Consider the following 23151-nt stretch of genomic DNA (forward strand, 5'->3'; position numbering starts at 1 on the left):
ACTGTCGGAGGCATAAAAATTTCCATACAATTCAACCCAGCCAGAATACAATCGACAAATGCAGCGGTTTCGGCTACAGCCGTCAATAAACGCCCGTGCTTTCTTTGCCCTGGAAACCGTCCTAAAGAACAAGGATATATCCCTTACAACAACAAATATCTAATTTTAGTAAATCCTTATCCTATTTTTCCAAAACATTTTACAATTCCCTATACAATACATTCGCCACAACAGATAGAACACCACTTGCCCGACATGCTAAATATTGCATCGGAATTGTCTGACTACATTTTGTTCTATAACGGTCCACAATGCGGGGCATCTGCACCTGACCACATGCATTTCCAGGCTGGGAACAAAGGATTTCTTCCACTAGAAAAAGATTGGGAAATCATAAAAAATCAGGGGAAAATCCTTGTTCAAACGAAATCTCTTACCGTATTTCACCTGCCACAATATCCTCAAGCAGTATTCATTGCGGAATCAAATAAAAAAGAAGAAATTATAAATCTCTTCGACTACTTTACCACTTTACTACCGATTGACCAAAGTAGTAAAGAGATTATGGTCAACCTTCTCTGCCTTTTTGACAACGGAATATGGAGATTATACATTATGCCCAGAAAAGCACATCGCCCGACCCAATATTACAATTCTCAAAAACTAATCAGCCCTGGAGCTGTCGATGTCAGCGGAGTCATTATTACTCCAAGAGAATCGGATTTTATCGAATTAACCAATCAAGAAGCTGAAGATATACTAAAGCAAGTATCCATCACTCCTGAAACTACCCATTTTATATGCGATCAGCTAATAAAAATATAAGTATGCTTTTTCCCCATAAAATATCTCCATGGAAATGGATTCCTTCCTTATATTTTGCTCAAGGAATACCCTATGTCACAGTAATGACAATAGCCGTTATTTTTTATAAACGAATGGAAATTTCCAATACAGACATTGCTTTATATACCAGTTGGCTTTATTTACCATGGGTGCTAAAACCTTTATGGAGCCCATTTATAGATATCCTCAAAACTAAACGGTGGTGGATTATATCCATGCAAATACTAATTGGAGCTGGACTTGCCGGTGTAGCATTTTGTATCCCTGCTTCCCTCTTCTTTCAAGCGACATTAGCCTTCTTCTGGTTATTAGCTTTTGCTTCTGCAACTCACGACATAGCGGCCGACGGTTTCTATATGTTAGCACTCAACAGCCATGAACAATCCTTATATGTAGGTATCCGAAATACATTTTATCGAATAGCCATGATTTCCGGACAAGGTTTACTTATTATGTTGGCAGGAATTCTTGAAATACATACCGAGAATATCTCTTTAGCTTGGAGTATCACATTTTTCATTCTTTCCGGAATTTTTATCATGATTTGTCTATATCACAAGTACATTCTACCTTATCCGCCAGAAGATAAAGTTTCCGGAAATATCTATACTGCAAAAACGATATGGAAAGAATTTTTACAAACGTTTATCTCCTTTTTTAAAAAGAAAGAAATTGTCTCCGGACTATTTTTCATGTTAACATTTCGCTTATCAGAATCTCAACTATTAAAATTAGCGTCACCTTTCATGCTCGACCCCAAAGAAGCCGGAGGATTAGAACTAACTACCGGAGAAGTCGGACTCGTATATGGAACCGTCGGTGTATTGGCTCTTACTATCGGAGGAATTATTGGTGGTATAGTTGCTTCTCGCCAAGGCCTCAAGTTTTGGCTTTGGCCAATGACACTGGCTATAACACTCCCTAATTTAGTATATGTATATCTATCATATTTACAACCCAATAATCTGATACTAATCAACTCTGCAGTCGCAATAGAACAATTTGGATATGGATTTGGATTCACCGCTTATATGCTTTATATGATAAGTTTTGCCAACGGAAAACATAAAACAGCCCATTATGCCATCTGTACTGCATTTATGGCTTTGGGAATGATGCTACCCGGAATGATAGCCGGATGGCTACAAGATATGATCGGATATAAACAATTCTTTATTTGGGTTATGATATGTACACTACCGGCTTACTTATCAGTAGCATTTTTAAAAGTTGATCCCAAATTCGGAAAGAAATAAAATACTTTTTCTCACTAAGGATACTTTGAACTGAAAAAATATATAATTTCGCTATAAAAATATCTCAAAAATGGAAATAAATGATTTATACACTCTCTATAAACAATATCCTACAATAACCACAGATAGCCGGAAATGTGTACCCGGTTCTATTTTTTTCGCTTTAAAGGGTGAAAATTTTAATGGAAACCAATTTGCTACTCAAGCACTAAAAGAAGGTTGTTCTTATGCTATTGTAGATGAGGCCGATTATGTTACAGATGATAAACGCATCATATTAGTAGATAATTGTTTGTCAACCCTCCAAGCTCTCGCTCACTATCATCGGAAGATTTTGGGATTACCTATCATCGGTATTACAGGAACTAACGGAAAAACAACAACTAAAGAATTGACAGCAGCTTGCCTTGCTCAAAAATTTAATGTATTGGCAACTGAAGGTAACCTAAATAACCATATTGGGGTTCCTTTAACTTTATTGAAGCTAACCTCTTCTCACGAAATTGCAATCATCGAAATGGGTGCCAGTCATCCTGGCGATATAAAAGAGCTGGTAGAGATTACCGAACCCAATTACGGAATAATTACGAATGTAGGGAAAGCTCATTTACAAGGTTTCGGCTCATTCGAAGGTGTATTACAGACCAAATGTGAAATGTATGACTTTATACGAACACATAAAGGCCATATTTTTATACAACATGAAAACCTTTATTTACAGCCTCAAAGCAATGGCATCGAAAAAACAGAATATGGGATATCTGAAAATCTCTTTATCAGTGGAAGTATTATAGACTGTTCGCCATTTCTCTTCTTCGAAATGAAACATAATAATATATCTATAAAAATTCAAACACAGCTGATTGGTAGTTATAATCTCACAAATGCATTAGCTGCTGCTGCAATAGCCGTATATTTCGGAGTAAAGCCAAACAAAATAAAAGATGCTATCGAAACATACATTCCACAAAACAAACGTTCTCAATTACAAAAAACAAAATATAATACACTGATTATAGATGCTTATAACGCCAATCCTACCAGCATGGGAGCTGCTCTTGACAATTTTGTTCAAATAAAAGCTAACCACAAGGCCGTTATACTCGGGAATATGGGTGAACTCGGTATTGAAAGTGAAAATGAGCATCGAAAAATAATAGGCAGACTTCAAGAAGCAAACTTTGACAAAGTTTTATTATCCGGAAACGAATTCTGCAAAATAGATAATAATTTTGAATGTTTTTCCAGCACTAATAACCTAATTGAAGAACTTAAAAAGAATCCATTAAAAGGATATACAATTTTAATAAAAGGCTCAAGAAGTACTCAATTAGAACGGTGCATCGAATGGCTATAATCTCTTTTGAAATTACAATTTGTTATTTTTTTATAGCTAATAGTCAACATAAGAAGACAAAAATTTTATTCAAAATTCACATTCAATAGAGATAACTTAACACAAATATATCCTAACCAGACTTTCTAATATTTAAAGTTTTATTATTACTTTTGCGAACAAAGATGTTATTCCTAAACTATAAAAATAGGGAAACTCTTTAAAAATTTATTTTATTACTTATAAATAAAATAAGACAAAGACAATGTATACGGCTAAGTTCTTACCAGAAATAGAGCTTCGAAAAACTAAATTGCAAAATGCAATGAAAAATGCCGAAGCTGATGCAATGCTGATTAGCAGCAACACTAATTTATTTTATACATCGGGACGTATTTTCTGTGGATACACTTACATTCCTGTAGAGGGGGAGATACTATTCTTTGTACGTCGGCCTGTCGATCTCAAAGGTGATAACGTCATATATATACGTAAACCAGAAGATATACCTGCTATAATGCATGAACGAGGAATAAATATGCCTCAGAAACTCTTATTAGAAGATGACGTTCTTACTTATAATGAGAGAATACGCTTAGCGACAATTTTTACAAATGCCACTTTTGACAACAGTTCCCAAATTATACGGAATGTAAGAGCAATAAAGACTCCATACGAAATAGAGTTAATCCGTGAATCAGCAGCCAAACATGCAAGCATGTATCACCGTATACCAGCAGAATATAAAGATGGAATGTCCGATACAGAATTTTCCATAGAATTAGAACGGCTTGCTCGTTTACACGGCTCTTTAGGTATAGTTCGTATTTTTGGCTCAAGTATGGAAATATATATGGGCAGTTTACTTTCCGGAGACAATGCCGACACTCCATCTCCATACGATTTCGCATTAGGAGGTGCAGGACTAAACAGTTCTCTTCCTATCGGATGTAATGGAGCAATGATACGACCAGGAACAACCGTCATGGTCGATATAGGAGGAAATTTCACAGGATACATGTCTGATTTAAGCCGAGTATTTTCTCTTGGAGAAATACCAGAATTAGCACAAAATGCACATCAAGTGGCTTTACAAATACAAGATGCAATTATTGAAAAAGGTAGGCCTGGTGTCCCTGTAGCAGAACTATATGAATTAGCTTTGAACACCGCTAAACAAGCAGGCCTCGAAGAATATTTTATGGGACATAGGCAACATGCTGGTTTCATTGGCCACGGTGTGGGAATTGAATTAAATGAAAAACCGGTGTTGGCACCTCGTTCAAAAGAAATTCTAGAAGAAAATATGGTCTTTGCCTTAGAACCTAAATTCGTCATACCCCATGTTGGAGCTGTCGGTATCGAGAATACACTTTTAGTCACTAAAACGGGAATAGAAAAAATAACACATTGTCCTGAAGAAATCATCCCATTAGACTGAATCGATAAAATTCTCATTATATAGTTTCTTAAGGCATATTTATTCGAATCATTGATAAATATGCCTTTTTATTATACTTATTAAAAATAATCAAACAGATTTTGTACGTCAATTAAAATCTGTACTTTTGCACCCTGAAAACAAAAGCCAGTAATATACATGCAGCCAGATAATGCTTTTTTAAAAAAACATCTTAAAAATCCTATATTTCACCTCATATCTGAAACCGCGGATGTAATGAATATGCCTTGTTACATTATAGGAGGATATGTAAGAGACATTTTTTTAAAAAGAGAATCTAAGGATATCGATATCGTCACTTTAGGTAGTGGAATTGAACTGGCTACAGCACTCACTGAAAAGTTAGGCAAAAAAGCCTATCTTTCTGTTTTCAAAAATTTCGGCACAGCTCAGGTTAAATATAAAAATTTAGAAGTAGAGTTTGTCGGTGCACGCAAAGAATCATACAACAGAGATTCACGTAAACCTATTGTCGAAAATGGAACACTGACCGATGACCAAAATCGACGAGATTTCACAATAAACGCTTTGGCAATATGTTTAAACCAAAGCCATTTCGGTGAATTAACTGACCCTTTTGGCGGAATCAATGATTTAAAAGACAAAATCATACGTACTCCTCTTGATCCAGATATTACATTTAGTGACGACCCTCTACGTATGATGCGGGCCATACGTTTCGCGACTCAATTGGGGTTTGCGATAGAGAATAACACTTTTCAAGCTATATCTCGGAACAAAGAACGTATACACATTATATCAAAAGAACGCATAATCGATGAGCTGAATAAAATTATATCGTCAGAGCACCCGTCTACAGGTTTTCTTCTTCTTGATAAATGTGGACTTCTACCATTGATATTTCCTGATTTAGACGCTCTTAAAGGAATAGATACCCGTGGAGGACGGGGGCATAAAGATAACTTTTATCATACATTAGCTGTACTTGATAATTTATCGGCTCACAGCAATAATCTATGGTTGAGATGGGCTGCAATATTCCATGACATAGCCAAACCTGTAACTAAACGTTATGATGAAAAATTAGGATGGACATTTCATAACCATAACTTCATCGGAGCAAAAATGATTCCAGGGATTTTTCGAAAAATGAAACTTCCTCTTAATGAAAAAATGAAATACGTCCAAAAATTAGTTGAACTTCATATGCGTCCTATCATTTTAGCGGAAGATATAGTTACTGACTCTGCAGTCCGCCGGTTACTATTCGATGCAGGAGATGATATAGACGACCTTATGACTTTATGTGAAGCTGACATAACTTCAAAAAATAAAGAAAAAGTCAAACGTTTTCTGGATAATTTCGCCCTTGTACGCCAAAAGCTTAAAGAAATAGAAGAAAAAGACCGAATTCGAAATATGCAACCACCTATAAGTGGGGAAGAAATTATGAGAATTTTCAACTTAACTCCCTGTCGTATGGTAGGAGATATAAAGGCTTCTATTAAAGAAGCCATACTTGACGGTATTATTCCTAACGAACGTGATGCCGCTTACAAATATATGTTGGAATATGCTGAATCAATAGGGATAAAACCTATTGATTAAAAATGATAATTTACAAACAAAATATTTTCTGGATTATATATTAAAATACATCCCTTAAAATTATTCAAACATCGACACTGCATCATCCACACTCTGCAAAAATATAACTTTCCTATCTATAATAATCTCTTTCCTATTTTTACAAGAGTACGATTCATGATAACGTCTTGAAGATTTATTTCATAATTCCTTCCCGAAAAATATCTATTAATATAGGTCGTACACCACTAACAAAACATTCTACAGCAATCACCATCAAAATAAGTCCCATCAGTCTCATCATTACATTATTACCCGTCTCTCCTAAAAACCGGAAAAGCCGAGGTGATGTCCTAAGTATCCAATAAGTTATCAGAAAGACCAATGCAAGTACCCCGATCAAAACGATTTTATATATATAATTCTGAGCATCTTCCATAAGAACAATACCATTGGCTATAGCCCCCGGGCCACAAAGCATCGGTATGGCTAATGGAGTAATGGATATATCATCAACAAATGATTTCATTTCTTTCTCATTCAGCTTTATATGTGTATACTGGGCCTGAAGCATATCATAGCCAATTTTAAAAATAATAACGCCTCCTGCTATCCTGAAACCATTGGTAGAAATACCAAAAAATTGAAAAAGGAAACGGCCACATACTGTAAAAGCCAATAATATAACAAACGAAACAAGCGTAGCTTTCATTACGATTGCCTTCCTTTCCCGGTTGCTGCATCCCTCAGTCATTGACAGAAATACAGGCATAGTACCCAACGGATTTACCAATGTAAAGAAAGAAGTAAAACACAATAATGCAAAAGGCAATAAACTATCCATTACTATAAAACTTATTTAGACATTCCTAATGAATTTACAATTTACACTTTCAACAATTTGTCTTAAATTATACATAACTATTGCACTTATACTTTGACTTCTACATTACCATACGACGAGTAACTCTAAACTGCCTCATTATCCACACAATAAAGCTGCTGACTACAAAAGCCAATATCGCCATAATAATGATATAGAGAAATGTCGGCAAAGAAACCACTGACGTCAAAAAATCATATGCAACTTGTACAAAAACAAAGTGACATAAATATATGCCAAAAGTATATGATGCTAAACGCGATAACCAAACAACCGATGGAATGTTCATTTTTTGTATTATAACGAAAACCGGAAAAGTCATCATAAATACATTGATACCTGCAAAATACCAAACTATTTCAAGATAAGCATAATTCCCCGGAAAATACTTCTGAGTCAAAACATAACCCAAAGAAGTAATTAAATATCCGACAAAAAACATCGGCAGAGTAATGCATAACATTTTCTTCCAACTCCAATCTAACGGATATTTCACCAAATAATATGCCAATACTAAATAACCGATAAACCCTGATACATAATAAAACGTACCATAATCGTTCCAATCACAAATTCCCAATATTCCCATATTTCCAAAATTACCAGTATATCCCAATAACGGAGCAGCCATTTTGATATAAGGTAATAACAATGAAATACCCCAAACATATAAAAAAAGCTTTATATCTCGACGTGATGCTTGCTTTAACCATACATCCAATACAGGTATAATAAAATAAAGCCCTATCAGCATATAAAGATACCATAACGGAGTAGTATCATAATTAAAATTAAATATAAATGTATATATTTTCGTTAATGTTGCACCGAAAACATAATTCTCAGGATCAATCAATGGACTATGCGAAGTTGTAATAAAATTCAAATAAATATAATACAATAAAGGTAATACAACAGACCAAAAAATAAGAGGAATAAGGATTCGACCAATTCGTTTCTTATAAAAATCTCCCATACTTATTCGCACTGGAAATAATAATACCCCAGACATCATAACAAACAAAGGTACACAAGCTCGAACAAAACTCCCAGAAAATACACCTGTCAAAAATGTGCTTCTATCATTATCAAATTGTGCTACAAAAGGGTCACAACAATGCGAAAAGACAACTAAAAAACATGCCACAACCCGCAACAAATCGACCCATCCAATATTTTCCCGTTTACTTATTTCCATGATATTATCTTGTTATATTTCAATATTTTACTTTATATCCTGTATTCGTGTTATTTTTACACCGACATCCTTAATATTCTGAATAACATCTTCTCTCATGCCTTGCTGTATAAGTATCGGATATTTACCAGGAACAGAAAAGCGAACTCTCTTTTTAAAAGGGATTTCCTGCTGATAAGAGGGTCCCCAACCTGAACCATACCATTTTCCATAAACATCAGCCAAACGGCATTCTAACGTATCAGTACGTTGCTTCCCCTCTCCATCAGTATATACAATAAACAACCACAAATTACTATACGCATAATCATTGGTATATCTCAGAGACACATCTATATCGTATAAACTTAAAGTATCTTCAATTTCAGGAGAAAACCTCTGTATCTCCCTCTTATCCCATCCCCTCTCTGGAAGATGATTGAATGAATGATATATGACTCCACTATCACTACAAGCACATAACAGAGCCACCCAAACAATACTTATTAATATTCTATTCCCCGCTATTTTCACGATTCTGCTTCGATTGATCATTCACAGGTTTCCGCACAGGTTTCGGTTGATTGCCATTTCCTCCTTCACCATTCACATTCGTTCTCTTTACAAAGTTTTTTTTCTTTCGTTTATTATTCCCATTCGATTTCTTTTTTGCCTTGTCAAAACGCGTAAGGCTATCCTGACCAACAACATCTTCAAAATCCTTACGAACAGGTTCTTTATTAGTCTCTATTTCCAAACTATCTGGCCGTACACCTCGCTTATTCAAAGCTATAATCTCAAAAACCCGAGATGCATCCAAAGTTACCAAATTAGCAGCCATATCCTTACTTGAGGAATAAGTCATCTGACGTTTGAAAATATCTGTTTTAAAATGATAATATACTGCATCTTTTGTCTCTAAAGGAATCTCCTTCGAGGGTAATTTTTTCTGACTTTCTACATAAGCATCCACCTCGTAGTTCAAACAACACTTCAACTTAGCACATTGACCTGCCAACTTTTGAGGATTTAATGAAATATCCTGATAACGAGCTGCACTTGTAGCTACAGAAACAAAACTCGTCATCCAGCTGGAACAACACAATTGACGTCCACAAGGTCCTATTCCACCTATCCTTCCAGCTTCCTGCCGAGCTCCGATTTGCTTCATCTCAATACGAACCTTAAAAACTTCCGCCAATACTTTTATCAACTGTCTAAAATCAACCCGGTCATCTGCAATATAATAAAAAATTGCTTTATTACCATCCCCCTGATATTCTACATCTCCAATCTTCATATTCAGATTCAAATCCTCTGCTATCTTACGAGCTCGGAGCATTGTATCATGTTCTTTGGCCTTTGCTTCTTCGCATTTTTCCAAATCGTTTGGTTTCGCTTTCCGATAAATCCTCTTCAAATCTGGATTATCAAGTTTCACTCCATTCTTTTTCATCTGCAGTAAAACCAATCGGCCTGTCAATGTAACAACTCCAATATCATGTCCAGGGTTCGCTTCAACAGCTACAATATCTCCTTTTTCAAGCTTTATATGAGTGGAATTTTTATAATATCCTTTTCTTGTATTCTTAAACTGCACTTCCACCATCTCCGTATCATTATGCGATTCCGGCAAATCAGCTAACCAATCATAACAATATAACTTGTTAGCCTGATCTCGACAACAACATTTTTTTTTCGGAGTCTGGTTACTTATATTATTATCTGACGAATTGTCCATTGTATTATATTTTAATTACACAAACCACAGACCACACAAAAAGTTTTGAGTGACATCTGTGGTTTGTGCCGTTATATTATGCCTTAAAGCAATAACTTTATATCATTTATTTTGCAAAGCTTACCGCACGAGTTTCCCGTATAACGGTAATCTTAACCTGACCTGGATAAGTCATTTCGTCTTGAATCCGTTTAGCTATTTCCGTTGACAGGTTTTCAGTCTCTGCATCATCAATTTTATCAGCCCCCACAATTACCCTCAATTCTCGGCCAGCCTGTATTGCATATGTTTTCAATACTCCCGGATATGAAAGCGCCAATTGTTCAAGGTCATTTAATCTCTTTATATAGGCCTCAACAATCTCACGACGGGCACCAGGTCTTGCGCCCGAGATAGCATCACACACTTGTACTAAAGGAGCAATAAGACTACTCATTTCCACTTCATCATGATGAGATCCAATGGCATTACAGATGTCAGGTTTCTCTTTGTATTTTTCAGCTAATTTCATTCCTAATAAAGCATGTGGCAACTCCGGCTCCTCATCAGGAACCTTTCCTATATCATGTAGTAATCCAGCACGCTTCGCTTTTTTAGGATTCAAACCAAGTTCGCTCGCCATCACTGCACATAAATTGGCTGTCTCCCGAGAATGTTGCAATAAATTCTGTCCATAAGAAGAACGGTATTTCATCTTACCTACTAAACGAATCAATTCAGGATGCAGACCATGAATTCCTAAATCTATTGCTGTACGTTTTCCCGTCTCTATAATTTCTTCCTCTATTTGTTTCCTAACTTTTGTAACAACTTCTTCGATACGTGCAGGATGGATACGCCCATCGGTAACTAACTGATGCAACGCCAAACGGGCAATCTCGCGCCGAACAGGATCAAAAGCAGACAGGACAATTGCCTCCGGAGTATCATCTACAATTATCTCAACACCAGTAGCAGCTTCTAGAGCCCGGATATTACGCCCTTCACGACCTATAATACGCCCTTTTATTTCATCCGATTCAATATGGAACACCGTTACTGAATTTTCTATTGCCGTTTCTGTAGCAACTCGTTGTATACTCTGAATAACAATCCGTTTAGCTTCTTTATTAGCTGTCAACTTGGCTTCATCCATTATATCATTAATATAAGATGCAGCCTCAGTCTTTGCTTCTTCTTTCAATGATTCTATTAATTTTTCTTTCGCTTCGTCAGCAGAAAGGCCCGATAAATGCTCTAATTTCTCAACCTCTGTTTTATGTAACCGTTCCAACTCCTGTTTCTTCTTTTCAATTACTTCAAGTTGGGCATCCAAATTTGACCGTATAGCATCAGCCTCAGCTTTTTTACGCTGCAATTCCTGCTGCTGTTGATTTAACTGTAATTCTCGTTGTTTCGCTTTAGCTTCAGCCGACTGCAATTTAGCATTACGAGCATTAGCTTGTTTTTCCATATCAGCCTTCAAGTGAAGAAATTTCTCTTTCACTTCAAGCATCTTATTTTTCTTTATAACTTCAGCCTCTTTACCGGCCTCCTCAATAATTGATTTTACTCTGGACTTCAGTAAGGTTTTGTAGATAACGTAAACCAAACCGCCACCTAACAACAAACAACCAATACCGATTCCAATTAATAGTATGTATTCCATCTGTTCGTATTTAATTATTATAAAAAAGCACTACAAACAAGGCTATAACACCTTGATGCAGTGCAGGAAAATTCATTGTTTATATTTTATTAATCGTTTTTCAAATAGCCTCCTAAATTCTCATCCAGCTCCTTAATTGATTGGGCTAACATATCCACATCCCGTGATTCTTTCATTTTTAGATATGCATATGATAATTCCAATGCCGTCATACTCAGAAAATCCTGTTGGGTTTTCGTTTTATCTGCGCCTAAACGCCCTGTATAATTAGCAAGTTTTATCTCTATCAATTTTGCCGCTTTCCTGATAAGCTCTTCTTCCTCTGGTCTAATAAAAAGAGTATGCGAACTTCCGGCTATTATCAAATTAATTTTTAACTTATCGTTCATAGCATCTATTCATTTAATAAAGAGATGCACTTATCGATTTCCCGCACTAATTTGTTGAACCTGTTTCGAGCTTCACGGACATCACTATCTCCAAATGCAAGTCCTTTTGCCGTTTTCAGGTTCCGGTATTTGATATTCATCTCCTCTAATTCCTTTCGTAAAGCCGATATTTCTTCAGACTGTTCTGCTATATGCATTTCCATCGCTTCCGCTCTTTCCTTCAGCTCCTCATGACGCCTCATCAATTCCCTGATTTTTGCGCCTAAAGTAACCAATAACAATTTTGGATTATCGGACATTTTATATCAAATTCTACACAAATATAGAGATTATCATCGAAAATTAAAATATATAGCCGAATATTTTAACTCTTTATTTAAAAATCAGAACATACAAACATTTATTTCTATACATTTAATTATGATAAAGAATTAAGGCCGAAGAGCCAGGAACTAAAATTTTTCCACCAAACGTTTTTCCTATACCATCTTCATCAATCTTTCCATCCTTCCCAACTATAATCCACTCCTCTTTTGGTATTTCTATTTGTTTATCCATTTTATTTCCATTAAACACCACTAAAATTTCTTTCCACAAATCGTCATTTGCGTACTCGCCCAGAGTATAAGCAATCACTCCATTTTGCCCCGTATCTAAAAAATGCAGCTTTTCTTGTATATCTTCGGTACGTTGCATCCGAAATGCTGGATGATTTTTTCTCAAAGAAATAAGAGCTTTATAATAGGTATATAGATCCTTATATATACTCTTATTGGTCCAATTTATTTTATTGATAGAATCCGGAGATTGAAAAGAATTATGTACTCCCTTTTTAGAACGGAAAACTTCTTCTCCATTAAACATAAAAGGTACGCCTTGAGAAGTAAACACAATCGTTTGTGCCAATTTATCATATTTCAATAAATCTTCTTGTGAAGCATCCGGATTAGAAATTTGCAATTTATCAACCAAATTCAAGTCATCATGACTCGATACATAATTTATAGACTGATATGGATGAACGGAATAAGGTGCTGAAGAATAATTTACTTTTCCATAATTTATTTGAGGATGAGATGTTGCAGCAACAATTCCAAACTTAACACTTTCATCCAACGTAGTATCTCCTGTTGCAAATCCTCTCATTACATCATCCTTGAAGCTTCCCTTTATGCCATCTCGTATGTCATCATTAAAAACAGCAATCCCAGGCATCTGAGCAGCATTTTTTTTCAAAGCTCTTTTTTCCTCTGGATAAGGAGATGGTCCAGCCGTCCACCCTTCACCATATATAAAAATCGTAGGATCAATTTCATCTAACGCTTTCCGTACCTGATTCATTGTTTCCAAATCATGTATCCCCATTAAATCAAAACGAAAACCATCTACATGAAACTCCTTTGCCCAATATTTAACCGATTCTACAATATATCGTCTCACCATTTCCCGTTCTGAAGCTGTCTCGTTTCCACAATGAGCAGCATCGGAATAACTTCCGTCCGGATTATGTCTATAAAAATAGCCTGGAACTGTCAAACTAAAATTCGATTCATCATTTTTATATGTATGATTATACACTACGTCCATAACTACCCGTATTCCATTTTTATGTAAAGACTGTATCATTTTTTTCATTTCTCGTATACGAGTCTCCGGAGTGTAAGGGTCTGTTGAATATGAGCCTTCTGGTACATTATAATTTTGAGGATCATATCCCCAATTATACACATTTTCATTTAATTTGCGTTCATCTATAGAACCAAAATCGTATGAAGGTAATATATGAACATGAGTTACCCCCAAATCCTTCAGATGATCTATTCCTGTCATTTCTCCCGAAGGGCTTTTTGTCCCTTCTTCGGTCAATGCTAAAAATTTTCCACGATTTTGGATACCGGACGTAGAATCGATAGAAAAATCCCTATGATGCATTTCATAAAGAATAATATCACTAAAACTATTTAATGCCGGTCTTTGGTCATTTTCCCAACCATCTGGATTTGTAGCTGCCATATCTATAATAGCCGCCCTTTTACCATTCACACCTACTGCTTTATTCCATATACCAGGAGTTTCAGCCAGCCATTTACCATTTTCCTTTATCTTAAAAGTATAAAACTTTCCATAAAGTTGTCCCTTTAAGGTAGCTCTCCATGGGTCTTTGCCCGACTTTCGAATCATTTTTATTATTTGTTCAGGCTCCCCAGTTTCACCATTATCATATATTCGCAATTCCACCTCCTCCGCGGCCGGAGACCACAAAGCAAAATTTGTTTCATTATCAGAAACTTTCACCCCCAAATCATCTCCCCAATATGATGGATAATCGCTATAATCTGTATACGGCATTCTTTTTCGATGGCAACTTCCAATAAATATCAAAGACAAAAGTATCCAATAAATAATAGTTTTCATATATAACAAAATAAGTTTTTCATTTTATAACAGTATTTTCCATTAAATAGTTTAGTCCATATCGCACCTACGAAATTTTACATTCTTACTATCATGAGTGTACATTCAACGCAGGCCAATCGATTTGCTTTCACTCTCGTTCATATTATCTTTATATCTTTGTACAAAAAATACCAGATATTTATGAAATTACTTTGGATAGACTTAAATAGCTCTTACGCCCATGCATCTCTAGCATTGCCTGCGCTACACGCCCAAATGCAAAACGAAAAATCCATTGAATGGTCAGTTATATCTGCAACTATCAACGAAAATATTGGAATGGTAGTAAAAAATGCAGCAAAATACAAACCAGATATTATCGCTGCCACAGCATGGCTCTTTAACCGAGAGTTTTTGCTCCATGTTATATCTCGCCTAAAAGCAATTTATCCCGAAACTACCGTTATACTCGGCGGTCCCGAATTTTTAGGAGACAATTACGACTTTCTTTCTATACACCCATATATCAATTGTGTATTCAGAGGAGAAGGAGAAGAATATTTCCCTAAATGGATTGATATTTGGGACAATCAGGCCCAATGGAATACTATAACAGGATTGTGCTATTTCGATAACTCTCAAAAATATCATGACAATGGCACAGCCCGAGTTTTGAAATTTGATAAATTAAAATATCCTGAATCCAGCTGTTTTTTCAATTGGAATAAGCCTTTTGTTCAATTAGAAACGACAAGAGGATGTTTCAATACATGTGCTTTTTGTGTCAGCGGAGGAGAAAAACCTGTAAGAACATTGCCCGTAGAAACAATACGTATGAGATTACAAAACATTAAATCTCACGGAATACAAAATGTCAGAATCCTTGACCGCACATTCAATTATAACACAGCTAGAGCGAAAGAACTTTTAGCCCTCTTCTCTGAATTTGAAGGTTCTATTCGTTTTCACTTAGAAATACATCCTGGACTATTAAATGCAGAAACTAAAAACACATTAAAAAACATGCCTAAAGGAATTTTACACTTGGAAGCGGGAATTCAAAGTTTACACGAGGAGGTATTAGACTGTTGCCGTAGGAAAGGAAATTTAAAAAATTCCCTTGACGGACTACAATTTCTTTGTAATCTACCTAATATGGAAACCCATGCAGACCTGATAGCGGGACTGCCACTATATCATTTTGACCAAATCATAAGTGACATTTATACTTTAGCACAATTCGGAGCAGGAGAAATTCAACTCGAATCGCTAAAATTATTACCAGGAACAGAAATGCGTCGCAGAGCTGAAGAATTAGGTATCCATTATTCACCTCTTCCACCATACGAAGTTTTAGAAACGGCATCAATATCCATTGAAGAGTTACAACAAGCCAGGCTCATTTCTCGTCTACTCGATGGATATTATAATACTCCTATATGGAAAGATATTACAAGAAAATTAATAATATCTGAGAAAGATTTTATTCTACACTTTCTCAAATACCTTATAAAGTCAGATGTTATAGACAAACCTTTAAGTATCGAAAAAAGAGGGTTATTACTTTATGATTTCTGTAAAAAAGAATATTCATCTTATACATCCGACGTAGCGTTTGCTTGGATAAAAGCCGGAATGTCCCTAAAAAAAGAACCTGCCGAAAACATAAAAACCAAAGGACAAACTCCTCCTAATAATTGGAAAATAATACAAGGCAAATATCATAAAGATATGAAACTTTACATGTTACCCTCTCTCGAAAATAAATATTGGTTTGGTTACGACCCTCTAAAAAAACAGTTCATTCCTGATATGATAGCTATCTCTAATTGACAAAAAAAGTTTACAGATAAAAATTATTTCTGAAAAAGCACAAAAATTATGCATTGAGTTTATTACTATTTAGCATATTTCACTACATTTGTTTGCTCTCAAAAACGAATAAAATGCAGGAATTTATTAATTATTTACAAGATAATCTTCAACTATCCTCACTTCAAACAGAATTTTTGAAGACACAAATAGTTCCTCAGCATTTTAAAAAGGGAGAAATACGGGTGAATCCTTCTGAATTTGATGAACAAATATATTATATTAAAAAAGGCGGATGCCGTAGTTTTTATTTAAAAGATGGGAAAGACATTACTTTCTCATTTGCTTTTGAATCGAACCTACTCATATCCGTACGTTCTAAATTAACAAAAAAAGACTATCCTGAAATTATAGAATTTCTCGAAGATACAGAAGCTTTCTCTTTAAAATTGCTTCCTTTTGATGAACTTTGTAAAGACTATCCTCAATTTGCTCGGTTCTCATTAACCATTTTATATCGTTATAACACTTTTTTAGAAGAAAGAATTATAAATTTACAATGTAAAACTGCAAAAGAACGTTACGAATGGTTACTTTCCAAATATCCAAAACTTTTACAAAAAGCAACTTTAGGACATATAGCCTCGTTTTTAGGCATTACTCCGGAGACTCTCAGCCGAATTCGTGCAGACAAGAGTTATAACATTTAGAAATAAACAAAAACTTTTTTTTTATTTAATAAACAATTTAACAAAAATATCTTTTAACCACCTTTATTATTATAGCCTTTATTTTTTTGACAAATATCAAAAAATAGTAATAAGAATCAGGGTAATTTTGCATACAATTTTATCCGTGATGGATAAAACTAATAGGTTTTCAAAATAATAATTATATCAATAGAAGATAACATCAAAACAAGCAGACAATGAAAATTAGCAAATCTATGATTATTCAATCTCAAAGAGTAATTTTAATCGCTTTGTCTCTCTCTCTTTTTGCCTGTGGCAAAAAAGGACAAACTTTACCTAACGCAGCTCAAGAGTATGCTGTTGTTACGCTCAAACCAACAGCCATAGAGCTAAACAACAGTTATCCAGCAACAATAAAAGGTTGCCAGGATATCGAAATTCGTCCAAATGTAAGTGGATTCATCACTAAATTATGTGTAGATGAAGGTGCATTGGTACGGAAAGGACAACTTTTATTCGTCATTGACCCCGTTCAATATCAAGAAGCTGTAAAAGTAGCTGAAGCAAATGTAAAAGTAGCTGAAGCAAATGTAGCTACAAATGAACTTACCGTCAAAAATAAAAGAGAACTTGAAAAGAAAAATATCATTAGTGATTACGATTTACAAATGGCTGAAAATCAGCTAGCAACTCAAAAAGCGACATTAGCTCAAGCTCAGGCACAACTGACCAACGCAAGAAACAATCTTTCTTATACTCAAGTCACAAGCCCATCAGACGGAATCGTAGGAAATATACCTTTCCGTGTCGGAAGTTTGGTAAGTCCATCATCTGCAACCCCTTTAACAGTCGTATCTGATTTTTCTAAAATGTTTGTCTACTTCTCAATGAATGAAAAACAAATTTTAGAGCTTACTCGCCAAGGAAAAGGTGCTTTATCTCAAATGCCTGAAGTAGAGTTACAATTAGCAGACGGTAGCATCTATTCAGAAAAAGGAAAAATCGAAACATTAAGTGGTGTTATCGACCAAACAACTGGAGCAGCAAGCATTCGTGCCACATTTTCAAATCCAGAAAGAGTATTGCGGAGTGGTGGTTCGGGAAATATATTGGTTCCTGTTAAAAACGATTCTGCAATTGTAATTCCTCAAAAGGCAACATACGAAATACAAGATAAAAAATATGCTTTTGTAGTAAATGATAGCTCTGTTGTAAAAATTGTAGGAATTGAAATCCTTCCTATTAATAATGGACAACAATATGTTGTGACCTCTGGGTTGAAAGCCGGAGACCGAGTAGTGGTTGAAGGTGTAGGTACTACTGTAAAAGACGGTATGACCATCAAGCCTATTACCCCTGAAGAATCCGCTGCCAAAATTCAGCATGCAGCGCAACAAGCATCAGCCATGGGCGCAGCTAAAAAATAAAGATTCATCGTCTATCATTTTATCAAACGGAAAAATTAATCCGTATTAAATACAGAAAATTATGAAATTAGACAGATTTATAAAGCGGCCGGTATTGTCAACGGTTATTTCTATTCTAATCGTTATTTTAGGTATTCTGGGCTTAGTATCATTACCTATAACCCAATATCCGGATATCGCTCCTCCTACAGTTCAAGTAAGTACAACTTATACTGGTGCTAATGCACAAACTGTATTAAACAGTGTTATCGCTCCTTTGGAAGAACAAATAAATGGTGTAGAAAACATGATGTACATGACTTCTACGGCTTCAAATAATGGAGAAGCAACCATCCAAGTATATTTCAAGCAAGGAACCGATCCTGACATGGCAGCAGTCAATGTGCAGAATCGTGTAGCTAAAGCCCAAGGATTTCTTCCAGCAGAAGTAACCCAAGTCGGTGTGATTACCAGTAAACGGCAAACCAGTATGTTGATGGGTATCTCCGTCTTCAGTTCTGATAACCGATACGACGAAACTTTTCTGCAAAATTATGTAAAAATCAATCTTATCCCTCAAATTCAACGTGTTGCCGGAGTAGGTGATGCAATGGTAATGGGTGCTGATTATTCCATGCGTATTTGGCTGAAACCAGATGTGATGGCTCAATATAAATTAATGCCAAGCGATATTTCTGCAGCTCTTGCCGAGCAGAATATCGAAGCGGCTCCCGGTCAATTTGGAGAAAGTGGAAATCAATCTTTCCAATATATCATGAGATATAAAGGTCGATTAGAAACGCCCGAAGAATTTGAAGACATTGTAATACGAGCTACGGAAAGCGGAGAAGTTCTACGTTTAAAAGATGTCGCACGTATAGAATTAGGAGGTTTGACATACGGCTTCGGAACTCGGACTAATGGACATCCAGGGGTCACGGCCATGATATTCCAGACTGCAGGATCGAACGCTACAGAGATTATCAATAATATCAGTAAAATCCTTGAAGATTCATCTAAAGATTTTCCTCCCGGAGTAAAATATGATGTGTTACTGAATGCCAATGATTTCTTATATGCATCTATTCATGAAGTATTAAAAACGTTGATCGAGGCATTTATTTTAGTATTCCTTGTAGTATTCATTTTCTTACAAGATTTCCGTTCCACATTAATACCAGCCATTGCTATACCGGTAGCATTGATAGGTACTTTCTGTATTCTGTCTCTCATCGGATTCAGTCTGAACTTGTTGACCCTCTGTGCACTTGTGCTAGCAATCGCGATAGTCGTCGACGATGCGATAGTCGTCGTCGAAGCGGTACATGCAAAACTCGACCAAGGTTACAAGTCTCCTGTCAAAGCATCTATCGATGCCATGAATGAAATATCCGGTGCTATCGTATCCATTACATTAGTGATGATGTCCGTATTCATTCCTGTAAGTTTTATGCCAGGAACATCCGGAACATTCTTCCGCCAATTTGGATTAACGATGGCTATATCTATTGGACTTTCTGCTATTAATGCATTGACTTTGAGTCCTGCTCTTTGTGCCTTATTCCTGAAACCTCATCAAAAAGATGAAGAAGGGAAAAAAGTCAAAATGAGTCTAATGAAAAGGTTCCATACTGCATTTAATACAGCTTATGATATAACCCTTGAAAAATATAAAAAGGGTATCATGATTTTCATCAACAAAAAATGGTTAGGATTTGGAGCTGTAATTGCCAGTATTGTAATATTAGTTGCATTGATGAAAACAACACCTACTGGACTTGTACCCAATGAAGATACAGGAACATTCTTTGTTGTAGTCGATATGCCTCCGGCAACTTCACTCGAAAGGACTCAAGCAGCATTGGCAAAAATAGACAGTCTAATTGCTGCTAATCCCGCTGTTAAAAGTCGTACAGAAATTGCAGGCTATAGCTTTATTTCAGGTCAAGGAAGTTCATATGGAACATTTATTTGTAAGCTTAAACCATGGGATGAACGAAGCAAAGGACAGGATGTAACATCAGTTACTGGTATGCTCTATATGCAAGCCATGAACTTGATAAAAGATGCTCGTGTTCTGGTATTTGCTCCTCCAATGATACCAGGATATAGTGTAACTAATGGTTTCGAATTTAACTTACAAGATAAAACTGGAGGTGATTTGGACCGTTTCTATTCTGTTGCTCAAAGTTTCTTGGCAAAACTAAATGAACGTCCGGAAATTGCAGCAGCGCAAACATCATTTAATCCAAACTATCCACAATATATGGTAGACATCGATGCAGCAAAATGTAAACAAGCTGGTATCAGTCCTAGTACATTATTATCTGCATTACAAGGTTACTATGGTGGATTATATGCATCAAACTTCAATCGTTTTGGTAAGCTATACCGTGTCATGATACAAGCTGATGCCAATTTCCGTGTAAGTCCTGAAACACTGAATCAGATTATGATACGTAATGGGAACGAAATGGCCCCGATTACCCAATTCATGACATTGCGCAAAGTATATGGACCGGATAATATCAAGCGATTTAACATGTTCACATCTATGACTGTTAATGGTTCTCCTGCACCGGGATATAGTTCAGGGCAAGCCATCCAAGCAATTGAAGAAGTTGCCAAAGAAACTCTGCCTTCGGGATATGGATACGAATACTCCGGTATGACACGAGAAGAACAAAGTACAAGTGGTAGTACTACATATTTGATATTCGTACTATGTTTCGTATTCGTTTATCTTTTATTAAGTGCACAATACGAAAGTTACATCTTGCCATTAGCTGTTATACTTTCTGTTCCATTTGGATTAATGGGAAGTTTCATTTTTGCCCAATTTATGGGAGTAGAAAACAATATCTATATGCAAATTGCATTGATTATGTTGATTGGTCTTTTGGCTAAAAATGCTATCCTTATTGTCGAATTCGCACTCGAACGGAGACAAACAGGAATGAGTATTGTTTCTGCTGCAGTTCTTGGTGCTTCTGCCCGTTTACGTCCTATATTGATGACCTCATTAGCTATGGTTATTGGATTACTACCCATGATGTTCGCTCATGGTGTCGGGGCAAATGGTAACAGTACTTTAGGTACCGGAGCTATCGGAGGTATGCTAATCGGTATGATTTGCCAGATATTCATAGTTCCTACACTATTTGTTGCATTCCAAACGCTACAAGAGAAATTCAAACCGATGGAATGGAAAGATCTGGACAATACAGAACTGGAAGCCGATATCGAACAATATATTAAATAAGTAAGAATTTGTACAGAAACGGTTTTTAAAGATAAAAAGAATGAAGAAACAAATTTTATATACCGTATGTCTGGCAGCTTTGATGAGTAGCTGCCACATATACAAATCCTATGATCGGCCCGAAATTGATACAAAAGGTCTTTACCGAGATCCTCTCTCTGTAAATGATACGCTTACTTCAGATACGACTAATATGGGCAATCTACCGTGGAAAGAAGTATTCACCGATCCTAAGTTACAAGAAATTATACAATTAGGCTTAGATCAAAATACGGATTTACAGAGTGCCATGTTAAATGTAAAACAAGCTGAAGCAAGTTTTATGAGTGCACGTATGGCTTATGCTCCCTCTCTGGTTTTATCACCACAGGGAGGAGTTAGTAGCTTTAATAAATCAAATCCAACATGGACATGGTCTGCTCCGGTCGCAGCCAGTTGGGAAATTGACTTATTCGGGAAATTGCTTAACTCAAAGCGTAAAGCAAAAGTTGCTTTACTACAAAGTGAAGCTTATAAACAAGCAGTACAAACGCAAGTAATATCTGCTATCGCAAATTATTACTATACCTTACTGATGTTAGACAAACAGCTATCTATCACAGAAGAAACATCGGTAATTTGGGACAAAAGCTTAGAAACCATGCGAGCAATGAAAGAAGCCGGAATGGTTAATGAAGCTGCAATTGTACAAAGTGAAGCAAACAGTTATATGGTCAAAGCTTCAATCCCAGACATAAAACAACAAATAAAAGAAGCAGAAAACGCATTATCTTTGCTTCTAAAACAGGCTCCTCAAAAAATAGAAAGGGGTTCTATAGATGAACAAAATTTCCCAGAAGTTTTAAATGCGGGAATTCCAGCACAATTATTGGCTAACCGGCCGGATGTAAAAGCCGCAGAAATGGCACTTGCCATGGCTTACTACGGAACAAATGAAGCCCGTGCAAATTTTTATCCGCAAATTTCCATTTCCGGGACATTAGGATGGACAAATCAAGCTGGAAATATGATAGTCAACCCAGGAAAAATGATTTTGTCAGCTTTAGGTTCTCTCACACAACCACTTTTTTACCGTGGAGCCAATATTGCTCAACTAAAAATAGCTAAAGCTCAACAAGAAAGTGCAAAACTAAGCTTTGAACAGGCAATTCTAAATGCAGGAAGTGAAGTTAGCAATGCTTTAACTTCCTATGAATCTGCAAAAGAAAAGAGTATTCAACGCGAAAAACAAATAAATTCTTTAGAAAAATCGGTTGAATATACACAACAATTGTTAACTTTAGGGACATCGACATA

Annotated in this window: 18 protein-coding genes; 10 read left to right on the plus strand and 8 right to left on the minus strand. The window is 35.9% G+C overall.

The window, feature by feature from the left end; all coding sequences use genetic code 11:
• The 5 genes from BN2628_RS08665 to BN2628_RS08685 all read left to right on the plus strand — a co-directional run.
• On the plus strand, positions 1–825 hold an 825-nt coding region (locus BN2628_RS08665), incomplete at its 5' end, for a DUF4922 domain-containing protein (protein ID WP_055096866.1).
• 2 nt (positions 826–827) lie between these two features.
• Positions 828–2102: an MFS transporter gene (locus BN2628_RS08670; protein WP_044226020.1), complete on the plus strand. Its 1275-nt coding sequence runs from the start codon at positions 828–830 to the stop codon at positions 2100–2102.
• Positions 2103–2172: 70 nt separating this feature from the next.
• The gene (locus BN2628_RS08675) at positions 2173–3459 is read left to right on the plus strand and encodes a UDP-N-acetylmuramoyl-tripeptide--D-alanyl-D-alanine ligase (RefSeq protein ID WP_044225534.1); all 1287 of its coding nucleotides are present in this window, start codon (positions 2173–2175) and stop codon (positions 3457–3459) included.
• 244 nt (positions 3460–3703) lie between these two features.
• On the plus strand, positions 3704–4879 hold the full coding sequence (locus BN2628_RS08680) for a M24 family metallopeptidase (RefSeq protein ID WP_044225537.1): 1176 nt from the start codon (positions 3704–3706) through the stop codon (positions 4877–4879).
• A gap of 159 nt (positions 4880–5038) precedes the next feature.
• On the plus strand, positions 5039–6469 hold the full coding sequence (locus BN2628_RS08685; RefSeq protein ID WP_055096868.1) for a CCA tRNA nucleotidyltransferase: 1431 nt from the start codon (positions 5039–5041) through the stop codon (positions 6467–6469).
• 175 nt (positions 6470–6644) lie between these two features.
• Here the strand turns inward: BN2628_RS08685 and BN2628_RS08690 are convergent, their stop codons facing one another.
• From BN2628_RS08690 to pulA, 8 genes are all read right to left on the minus strand, one after another.
• On the minus strand, positions 6645–7292 hold the full coding sequence (locus BN2628_RS08690) for a MarC family protein (RefSeq protein ID WP_021932002.1): 648 nt from the start codon (positions 7290–7292) through the stop codon (positions 6645–6647).
• Between the two features lie 100 nt (positions 7293–7392).
• Positions 7393–8529: an acyltransferase gene (locus BN2628_RS08695; protein WP_044225544.1), complete on the minus strand. Its 1137-nt coding sequence runs from the start codon at positions 8527–8529 to the stop codon at positions 7393–7395.
• A gap of 27 nt (positions 8530–8556) precedes the next feature.
• The gene (locus BN2628_RS08700) at positions 8557–9000 is read right to left on the minus strand and encodes a gliding motility lipoprotein GldH (protein ID WP_052431388.1); all 444 of its coding nucleotides are present in this window, start codon (positions 8998–9000) and stop codon (positions 8557–8559) included.
• Between the two features lie 22 nt (positions 9001–9022).
• Positions 9023–10249: a PSP1 domain-containing protein gene (locus tag BN2628_RS08705; protein ID WP_044226027.1), complete on the minus strand. Its 1227-nt coding sequence runs from the start codon at positions 10247–10249 to the stop codon at positions 9023–9025.
• A 106-nt stretch (positions 10250–10355) separates the two neighbouring features.
• Positions 10356–11897, minus strand: coding sequence for a ribonuclease Y (rny, locus tag BN2628_RS08710; RefSeq protein WP_044225550.1), 1542 nt, complete (start codon positions 11895–11897; stop codon positions 10356–10358).
• A gap of 89 nt (positions 11898–11986) precedes the next feature.
• Positions 11987–12286 carry a cell division protein ZapA gene (locus BN2628_RS08715; protein ID WP_044225551.1) on the minus strand — a complete coding sequence of 100 codons (300 nt, stop codon included), beginning with the start codon at positions 12284–12286 and terminating at the stop codon, positions 11987–11989.
• A 5-nt stretch (positions 12287–12291) separates the two neighbouring features.
• On the minus strand, positions 12292–12585 hold the full coding sequence (locus BN2628_RS08720) for a hypothetical protein (RefSeq protein WP_044225554.1): 294 nt from the start codon (positions 12583–12585) through the stop codon (positions 12292–12294).
• Positions 12586–12700: 115 nt separating this feature from the next.
• The gene (gene pulA, locus BN2628_RS08725) at positions 12701–14701 is read right to left on the minus strand and encodes a type I pullulanase (RefSeq protein ID WP_044225556.1); all 2001 of its coding nucleotides are present in this window, start codon (positions 14699–14701) and stop codon (positions 12701–12703) included.
• A 183-nt stretch (positions 14702–14884) separates the two neighbouring features.
• Between pulA and BN2628_RS08730 the strand changes: the two genes are divergently transcribed.
• The 5 genes from BN2628_RS08730 to BN2628_RS08750 all read left to right on the plus strand — a co-directional run.
• Positions 14885–16516: a B12-binding domain-containing radical SAM protein gene (locus BN2628_RS08730; RefSeq protein WP_044225558.1), complete on the plus strand. Its 1632-nt coding sequence runs from the start codon at positions 14885–14887 to the stop codon at positions 16514–16516.
• 113 nt (positions 16517–16629) lie between these two features.
• Positions 16630–17205: a Crp/Fnr family transcriptional regulator gene (locus tag BN2628_RS08735; RefSeq protein ID WP_052431389.1), complete on the plus strand. Its 576-nt coding sequence runs from the start codon at positions 16630–16632 to the stop codon at positions 17203–17205.
• Between the two features lie 218 nt (positions 17206–17423).
• Positions 17424–18614 carry an efflux RND transporter periplasmic adaptor subunit gene (locus BN2628_RS08740; protein ID WP_044225560.1) on the plus strand — a complete coding sequence of 397 codons (1191 nt, stop codon included), beginning with the start codon at positions 17424–17426 and terminating at the stop codon, positions 18612–18614.
• Between the two features lie 61 nt (positions 18615–18675).
• On the plus strand, positions 18676–21855 hold the full coding sequence (locus BN2628_RS08745; RefSeq protein ID WP_044225562.1) for an efflux RND transporter permease subunit: 3180 nt from the start codon (positions 18676–18678) through the stop codon (positions 21853–21855).
• A gap of 40 nt (positions 21856–21895) precedes the next feature.
• On the plus strand, positions 21896–23151 hold a 1256-nt coding region (locus BN2628_RS08750; protein WP_257606439.1), incomplete at its 3' end, for a TolC family protein.

This window comes from Gabonia massiliensis (assembly GCF_001403595.1).
In the GTDB taxonomy this organism is placed as follows: Bacteria; Bacteroidota; Bacteroidia; order Bacteroidales; family Coprobacteraceae; genus Coprobacter; species Coprobacter secundus.

What these genes read in the sequence shown, in the direction of transcription:
- BN2628_RS08670 (WP_044226020.1), top strand. Translation starts at nt 828, where the DNA reads ATGCTTTTTCCCCATAAAATATCTCCATGGAAATGGATTCCTTCCTTA.
- BN2628_RS08675 (WP_044225534.1), top strand. Translation starts at nt 2,173, where the DNA reads ATGGAAATAAATGATTTATACACTCTCTATAAACAATATCCTACAATA.
- BN2628_RS08680 (WP_044225537.1), top strand. Translation starts at nt 3,704, where the DNA reads ATGTATACGGCTAAGTTCTTACCAGAAATAGAGCTTCGAAAAACTAAA.
- BN2628_RS08685 (WP_055096868.1), top strand. Translation starts at nt 5,039, where the DNA reads ATGCAGCCAGATAATGCTTTTTTAAAAAAACATCTTAAAAATCCTATA.
- BN2628_RS08690 (WP_021932002.1), bottom strand. Translation starts at nt 7,292, where the DNA reads ATGGATAGTTTATTGCCTTTTGCATTATTGTGTTTTACTTCTTTCTTT.
- BN2628_RS08695 (WP_044225544.1), bottom strand. Translation starts at nt 8,529, where the DNA reads ATGGAAATAAGTAAACGGGAAAATATTGGATGGGTCGATTTGTTGCGG.
- BN2628_RS08705 (WP_044226027.1), bottom strand. Translation starts at nt 10,249, where the DNA reads ATGGACAATTCGTCAGATAATAATATAAGTAACCAGACTCCGAAAAAA.
- rny (WP_044225550.1), bottom strand. Translation starts at nt 11,897, where the DNA reads ATGGAATACATACTATTAATTGGAATCGGTATTGGTTGTTTGTTGTTA.
- BN2628_RS08715 (WP_044225551.1), bottom strand. Translation starts at nt 12,286, where the DNA reads ATGAACGATAAGTTAAAAATTAATTTGATAATAGCCGGAAGTTCGCAT.
- BN2628_RS08720 (WP_044225554.1), bottom strand. Translation starts at nt 12,585, where the DNA reads ATGTCCGATAATCCAAAATTGTTATTGGTTACTTTAGGCGCAAAAATC.
- pulA (WP_044225556.1), bottom strand. Translation starts at nt 14,701, where the DNA reads ATGAAAACTATTATTTATTGGATACTTTTGTCTTTGATATTTATTGGA.
- BN2628_RS08730 (WP_044225558.1), top strand. Translation starts at nt 14,885, where the DNA reads ATGAAATTACTTTGGATAGACTTAAATAGCTCTTACGCCCATGCATCT.
- BN2628_RS08735 (WP_052431389.1), top strand. Translation starts at nt 16,630, where the DNA reads ATGCAGGAATTTATTAATTATTTACAAGATAATCTTCAACTATCCTCA.
- BN2628_RS08740 (WP_044225560.1), top strand. Translation starts at nt 17,424, where the DNA reads ATGAAAATTAGCAAATCTATGATTATTCAATCTCAAAGAGTAATTTTA.
- BN2628_RS08745 (WP_044225562.1), top strand. Translation starts at nt 18,676, where the DNA reads ATGAAATTAGACAGATTTATAAAGCGGCCGGTATTGTCAACGGTTATT.